The sequence below is a fragment of the Virgibacillus proomii genome, assembly GCF_900162615.1.
Classification (GTDB): Bacteria; Bacillota; Bacilli; order Bacillales; family Amphibacillaceae; genus Virgibacillus; species Virgibacillus proomii.
The window spans coordinates 381,580-387,579 of record NZ_FUFN01000008.1 but is presented as its reverse complement, the minus strand read 5'-3'; the positions used below and the strand labels follow the sequence as shown (position 1 = coordinate 387,579).

4 protein-coding genes, 14 tRNA genes, 1 rRNA gene and 1 pseudogene are annotated in these 6,000 nt (G+C 37.8%); all 20 read left to right on the top strand.

Features of this window, described 5'->3' with window-relative positions; translation table 11 throughout:
* Window positions 1–113 (top strand): 5S ribosomal RNA (gene rrf / locus BN1066_RS02725); the annotation flags it as partial.
* A gap of 22 nt (window positions 114–135) precedes the next feature.
* Window positions 136–210 (top strand) — tRNA-Asn (locus BN1066_RS02720).
* Window positions 211–212: 2 nt separating this feature from the next.
* Window positions 213–305, top strand: a tRNA-Ser gene (locus BN1066_RS02715).
* Window positions 306–324: 19 nt separating this feature from the next.
* Window positions 325–399, top strand: a tRNA-Glu gene (locus BN1066_RS02710).
* A 5-nt stretch (window positions 400–404) separates the two neighbouring features.
* Window positions 405–480 (top strand) — tRNA-Val (locus tag BN1066_RS02705).
* Window positions 481–585: 105 nt separating this feature from the next.
* Window positions 586–662 (top strand) — tRNA-Met (locus BN1066_RS02700).
* Between the two features lie 38 nt (window positions 663–700).
* Window positions 701–777: transfer RNA gene (locus tag BN1066_RS02695), tRNA-Asp, on the top strand.
* Window positions 778–815: 38 nt separating this feature from the next.
* Window positions 816–891: transfer RNA gene (locus tag BN1066_RS02690), tRNA-Phe, on the top strand.
* 19 nt (window positions 892–910) lie between these two features.
* Window positions 911–995: transfer RNA gene (locus tag BN1066_RS02685), tRNA-Tyr, on the top strand.
* A gap of 17 nt (window positions 996–1,012) precedes the next feature.
* Window positions 1,013–1,086 (top strand) — tRNA-Trp (locus BN1066_RS02680).
* A gap of 8 nt (window positions 1,087–1,094) precedes the next feature.
* Window positions 1,095–1,167, top strand: a tRNA-His gene (locus BN1066_RS02675).
* A gap of 14 nt (window positions 1,168–1,181) precedes the next feature.
* Window positions 1,182–1,256: transfer RNA gene (locus tag BN1066_RS02670), tRNA-Gln, on the top strand.
* A gap of 4 nt (window positions 1,257–1,260) precedes the next feature.
* Window positions 1,261–1,335 (top strand) — tRNA-Gly (locus BN1066_RS02665).
* 13 nt (window positions 1,336–1,348) lie between these two features.
* Window positions 1,349–1,422: transfer RNA gene (locus tag BN1066_RS02660), tRNA-Cys, on the top strand.
* 9 nt (window positions 1,423–1,431) lie between these two features.
* Window positions 1,432–1,515 (top strand) — tRNA-Leu (locus BN1066_RS02655).
* Between the two features lie 112 nt (window positions 1,516–1,627).
* Window positions 1,628–1,848 (top strand): annotated as a pseudogene (locus BN1066_RS20530) (IS3 family transposase); the annotation flags it as partial.
* A 146-nt stretch (window positions 1,849–1,994) separates the two neighbouring features.
* On the top strand, window positions 1,995–2,375 hold the full coding sequence (locus BN1066_RS02645) for a P-loop NTPase family protein (protein ID WP_218668060.1): 381 nt from the start codon (window positions 1,995–1,997) through the stop codon (window positions 2,373–2,375).
* Window positions 2,376–3,127: 752 nt separating this feature from the next.
* Window positions 3,128–3,193, top strand: coding sequence for an SEC-C metal-binding domain-containing protein (locus BN1066_RS21150; protein ID WP_077317984.1), 66 nt, complete (start codon window positions 3,128–3,130; stop codon window positions 3,191–3,193).
* A 252-nt stretch (window positions 3,194–3,445) separates the two neighbouring features.
* Window positions 3,446–4,639, top strand: a complete 1,194-nt coding sequence (locus BN1066_RS02635) for a DUF4317 domain-containing protein (RefSeq protein ID WP_077317964.1) — start codon at window positions 3,446–3,448, stop codon at window positions 4,637–4,639.
* Between the two features lie 488 nt (window positions 4,640–5,127).
* On the top strand, window positions 5,128–5,778 hold the full coding sequence (locus tag BN1066_RS02630; RefSeq protein WP_077317963.1) for an SDR family oxidoreductase: 651 nt from the start codon (window positions 5,128–5,130) through the stop codon (window positions 5,776–5,778).
* The last annotated feature ends 222 nt before the right edge of the window (window positions 5,779–6,000 follow it).

The window sequence follows — 6,000 nt, the reverse complement described above, 5'->3', positions numbered from 1 at the left end:
GGTAGCAATAGCGGAGAGGTCACACCTGTTTCCATACCGAACACAGAAGTTAAGCTCTCCAGCGCTGATGGTAGTTGGGGCTTTGCCCCTGCAAGAGTAAGACGTTGCCAGGCATTGTGATTCATATTGGAATATTCCACAGTAGCTCAGTGGTAGAGCAATCGGCTGTTAACCGATCGGTCGTAGGTTCGAATCCTACCTGTGGAGCCAATGGAGAGCTGTCCGAGTTGGCCGAAGGAGCACGATTGGAAATCGTGTAGGCCGTTAATGCGGCCTCGAGGGTTCGAATCCCTCGCTCTCCGCCACTTGAAAAATATTTTCTCTGGCCCGTTGGTCAAGCGGTTAAGACACCGCCCTTTCACGGCGGTAACACGGGTTCGAATCCCGTACGGGTCACCAAATAAGGAGGATTAGCTCAGTTGGGAGAGCACTTGCCTTACAAGCAAGGGGTCGCAGGTTCGAGCCCTGCATCCTCCACCAGTAACGGTCACTTATATAACTTGAATGATAACTCATTTTTATGTAGACTGGTAGATAGAGACTTAATAAATATCTCTTTTATAACATAGCAAAGCTATTTCATATCGCGGGGTGGAGCAGTCTGGTAGCTCGTTGGGCTCATAACCCAAAGGTCGCAGGTTCAAATCCTGTCCCCGCAACCAAATAAATTAATATAAAATTATTACCACTATATTTAATTGGTCCGGTAGTTCAGTTGGTTAGAATGCCTGCCTGTCACGCAGGAGGTCGCGGGTTCGAGTCCCGTCCGGACCGCCACTATAAAGATGAATTGGTTTTCATACATAAAAGTTAATGGCTCGATAGCTCAGTCGGTAGAGCAAGGGACTGAAAATCCCTGTGTCGGCGGTTCGATTCCGTCTCGAGCCACCATTTGTATTTTATTATTTACGGAGGGGTAGCGAAGTGGCTAAACGCGGCGGACTGTAAATCCGCTCCCTCAGGGTTCGGGAGTTCGAATCTCTCCCCCTCCACCATTTTGATTTTAATATGTAGGGGTATAGTTTAATGGTAAAACGAAGGTCTCCAAAACCTTTGATGTGGGTTCGATTCCTACTACCCCTGCCATATATATGGCGGCCGTGGCGAAGTGGTTAACGCACCGGATTGTGGCTCCGGCATCCGTGGGTTCGATCCCCACCGGTCGCCCTTAGGGTATAGATTGGGCCATAGCCAAGCGGTAAGGCATCGGGTTTTGATCCCGTGTATCCTAGGTTCGAATCCTAGTGGCCCAGCCATTTTGCGGAAGTAGTTCAGTGGTAGAACACCACCTTGCCAAGGTGGGGGTCGCGGGTTCGAATCCCGTCTTCCGCTCCAATTCCAATTATAGGGCGGTATAGCCAAGTGGTAAGGCAGAGGTCTGCAAAACCTTTATCACCGGTTCAAATCCGGTTACCGCCTCCAATCCGATTTGCCGGTGTGGCGGAATTGGCAGACGCGCGGGACTCAAAATCCCGTTCCTTCACGGGAGTGTCGGTTCGACCCCGACCACCGGTATATTAAACGTTGATATGACGGCGTTCTGGCGGAAATTATTCGTTAGGACGTCGTTTTTTGTGTTGTATTTCAGGTAGAACGTGCGAGATTCAGTCCCGTGCATACTGATGGGATTCAGAGATCGTTGAGCATGAAAGGGTACCCTTATGACAATGCCGTGGCTAAAGCGATGTTTAAGGTATATAAAACAGAATTCGCTAATGGAGCTCATTCTCTTCCCCTAAACAGCTCGCTCTCGAACTTGATGATTATGTTCATTGGTTCAACAGTATTCGAATTCATGGAACATTGGGCTATTTAACGCCTGTAGAATTCAAGAAGCTGACCTTATAATTTTTGTCCACTTTAGTGTTGACATTCCAGTAAATGTTTTGAACTCTATGGTTTACTGATATAGAGATATTAGTTACTGAGATTTTTAATAATGTTGTTAATGCTTACGAGGATGAAAAAATTAGTATAAGAAATTAGGAGATAACTTGAAATGTAATATTAGCAAAATACATATCATAGTCGGTTCAGGTAGTGGGAAAACTTATTTGGCAAATATTTTATCCACTAAACTAAAAATCCCAACATATGATTTAGACAATATATTTTGGGATAATGGCTATCATAAAAAGAAAGATAAAGAGTTGAGAGATATGGAATTGTTAAATATTATTTCTGAAGATGAGTGGATAATTGAAGGTGTTTATTATTCTTGGTTAGATGATAGCTTTAAGAAGGCGGATTTAATAATAATTTTAAATACTAACGTAGTATTAAGGGAATTGAGGATCATAAATAGATTTATTAAGAGGAAGCTTAACATGGTACCAGGTAAAGGTGAAGATCTAAAGAGCCTTACGAGATTGTAAAGTGGAATTATAATTATAAAAAGAAAAATTTGTCAAAGGCTATTAATAAAATAGCTATTTATAAGGAGAAATTAGTATTCATTAATAACAAAAAAGAGCTTGCATATTGGATTGACTTACTTCTAAAAAAAGCTGAGCTGATTGCATTAGAACAACAGATACCTGAGTACCTGGCCGCGAATATGTTTTTTATAGGACACAGAACGTTTCAAATTAGTAACCAATAGTACGTAGAAGTTATTATAGATTCTAATTATTTTCCTCAGGAGATCGATATAGATGAGGATGGTTTTTCCAATATACGAGTATTCGATCCCAAAAGAGTGAAACGGGAACATCAAATGAGAGAAAATATAGCATTTTACCCTTTTACTGAAAAAGCAATTACTTATAGCTGGTGAATCAGGGTTTGTTGACAAAACAATAGTTATCAGCAATTAGTCAATTTTCTTACCCAAAATTATGCAATAAATAAGAAGGGAGTTGATAGTATCGTAGAAGGAGTGGGTCTATGCAACCAAAATTGGTGAAGGTCCAAATGATATTATATGGTACTTATCAATATATTTAGAACTTAATAGTATGAAAATAGTTGAAAAATTAATGGACAAGTTGGTTTATCTGATCCAATAACACGAGGGGATGGTTTCTTAAAGGACATACATCCATGGAGTTAATGGAACAGGAGAAAAAACAATTACAACCTTACCAATACCTAAATCCAATCATCCTGATAGAAAAAAGTTGAGAAGATAGGAAGAAATCAGCTGTGTCCATGTGGAAATGGGAAAAAGTATAAAAAATGCTGTGAAAGATAAAACAGGAAAAAGAGAATAAAAGCAGCAAAAATATACATATGAAAGTGGCAATCGTTGTCACTAATAATTAAATCTAAATTTCTTACAAATGTTGTTAAACTAATGTTTGTAAGATTTTTTAGTTACAAGGGAAATGTTAAGTGATGGATAAAATGAATAGCATATGCAGGAATAACAAATAGCATTTATGATAAGATGGAAGATGCATATTTCATAGCAATCAATGACAATTAGCATAGGAGTGAAACGAGTTTGAATAAGAAAGACATTGCAAATATTCGTAAACAATTAAAATTAAATAATGACTTATTAAAAATAAACGAAATTTCTAATGTGTATATCATGAAAGAATCGAGTGATATATATCACTATCAAAGTACACCATTTGAATTGCTGGAAGATGAACAGAAAGAACTATTTATGGCTAACTTTAAAAAGGTACTGTCTGGGCAATTGGATGAGAAATTATTTGAATTAAAATTCAGGCGGGATGTAGAAGATAATAGCCAGCTCATTTTACATCAGGGTCTATTAAGTAACGATACGGAAGAATGGAACAGCTATATGCTTCGGCTTGTAGAAAAAATGCTGAAAGATAAGCAATACGAAATGGATATTGTTGTAACTTTTATTCGAGGAGAATATATGAAACCAATGAAACGCCGCAATGAAGAAACGGAAGAAAGTGAGCGAGATACGGTTTATTCTCATTCTTTTATTTTATGTAGTATGAATAAAACGCAAGATCCAAAAAAAGAACTGTTGTTTGATTATGTAGAAAAGGAGTTTAAATATAATATTGTTGTAGATCCAATTATCAACCTGAAAGCTCCCATATCAGGATTTCTCTTCCCTTGTTTCACAGATAATGCTGCGGATGTCAATCACGTTCTTTATTCAGCAGGTAAAGCAAATGAGTTAAATTATCATTTTATTGAAGAAGTATTGAATGCGGAAGAAATAATGACTGCGCAAGAGGATAAAATTGTTTTTGAGGAAATCGTAAAAAATGTAGCCGGCGAACGTATCAATACATCGACACTTTCAAATGTGTATGATGAAATCTATCAAGTTATCGAAGAAAATGAAGATGAAGAAGAAGTACCAAAATTAGACTACAAAGATGTAGAAAAGGTATTAAAAAGCAGTGGAGTAAAAGATGTCGATACGGAAAAGGTAGAAAATGCGTTTAAGACGGTGATTGATGATGAAAAATATGAGTTGAAAGCGAGTAATATTGTTCCAAAACCTACTTCCAAGTCAATTAAAATAAAGACAAAGGTAGCGGATATTTCCATCAGTCCACAGGATCTAAGATTTGTTCGGCAGGTTCAATTTGATGGGAAACTGAGTCTTATGATTGAAGTAGAAGAAAGTACAATCATTGAAGGTTTTGAATTAATCCCAGAAGTTTTATTTCAAAAAGCTGATGATGAAGAGGAATAATTAGAATGACAATTAACTTGAAAATGGGCGAAAGATAATGTAGTAGCTTTTTTACATGATTAAAAGAGCTTTAGTTATTAGACAGAGTATGGGAGGATCATTTATTTAACATAAATGATTAGAGAATATTAATAGCTGCTAATATATGCAAAGATCATACAATTATGCAAGATAACGGCATAAATGCAATCAAGATATCAAGCATGTCCATTTTAATTCCCAAAACAATTTAAGAAAATGGAATGTTTCATTTAACAACTAATCGACCTTGTATTAGAAAATATACATAACTTGTTAAAAAATACACCATAAATAATTGAACTAGGAAACCACAATAATCATCTTTTTTCACCAAACTATTTTTAATTTTGCTAGAAAAATTTCTTCTGATTTGAATAACCTGAAGTAGTCAGATTAGTAGACATATGCATACAATCTATTTACGATGGAAGTAACTAAGAAATTAAAAAAGTGAAAGGGTGGAAATATTGAAAATTCTTGTTGTGGGAGCAAATGGACAAATTGGAAAACATCTCGTTCAGCTGATTCAAGATAGTGGTAACCATATGGCAAGAGCGATGATTCGTAAACCAGAGCAAGCAGCTTATTTTAAAAAGTTAGGTGCAGAGAATGCAGTGGTCGATTTAGAAGGAGAAATTGCGGATATTGCCAAAGCAGCAGAAGGAGTTGACGCCATTGTATTTACTGCAGGGTCTGGTTCACATACGGGAAAAGATAAGACGCTTATGGTTGATTTAGATGGTGCTGTTAAAACAATTGAAGCAGCTAAAATGGCTGGTGTAGACCGTTTTGTAATGGTTAGTTCATTTGATACAAGACGTGAAGCAATACAGGCAGCATCTTCCTCATTTGCCCCGTATGTGGTAGCAAAGCACTATGCTGATGAGTGGTTGAGACGAACAAATTTAAACTATACAATTGTTCATCCCGGAGTATTAACGAACGAAGCGGGAACAGGACGTATAGAAGCTGCATCTGAAGTCGAACGAGGAGAGATTCCACGAGAGGATGTCGCTAGAGTCATTTTTGGCTGTTTAGAGGATAGTTCGACAATTGGTAAAGAATTTCAAATCGTATCAGGTACAACACCGATTGAAGAGGCTTTAAAAAAGTTATGAGGTCGAAAACTAGTAGTATGTGCTCCAAAAGGGGGAAAAGGATCGCGGTCAGCTAATTTCGCAACATCCTTGGTTGCAGGCGCCGAACTAACACAGCCTATGCATCGAAGTTCGATGCGGCAAAAATTCGAGTAGCTAGAGTGTATGAGTGTAAATACATGAGCACGGCTTCCTTGAGATCCATATTCCCGCGGGAAAATTGTTTTTTTCCAAGGAACGGAT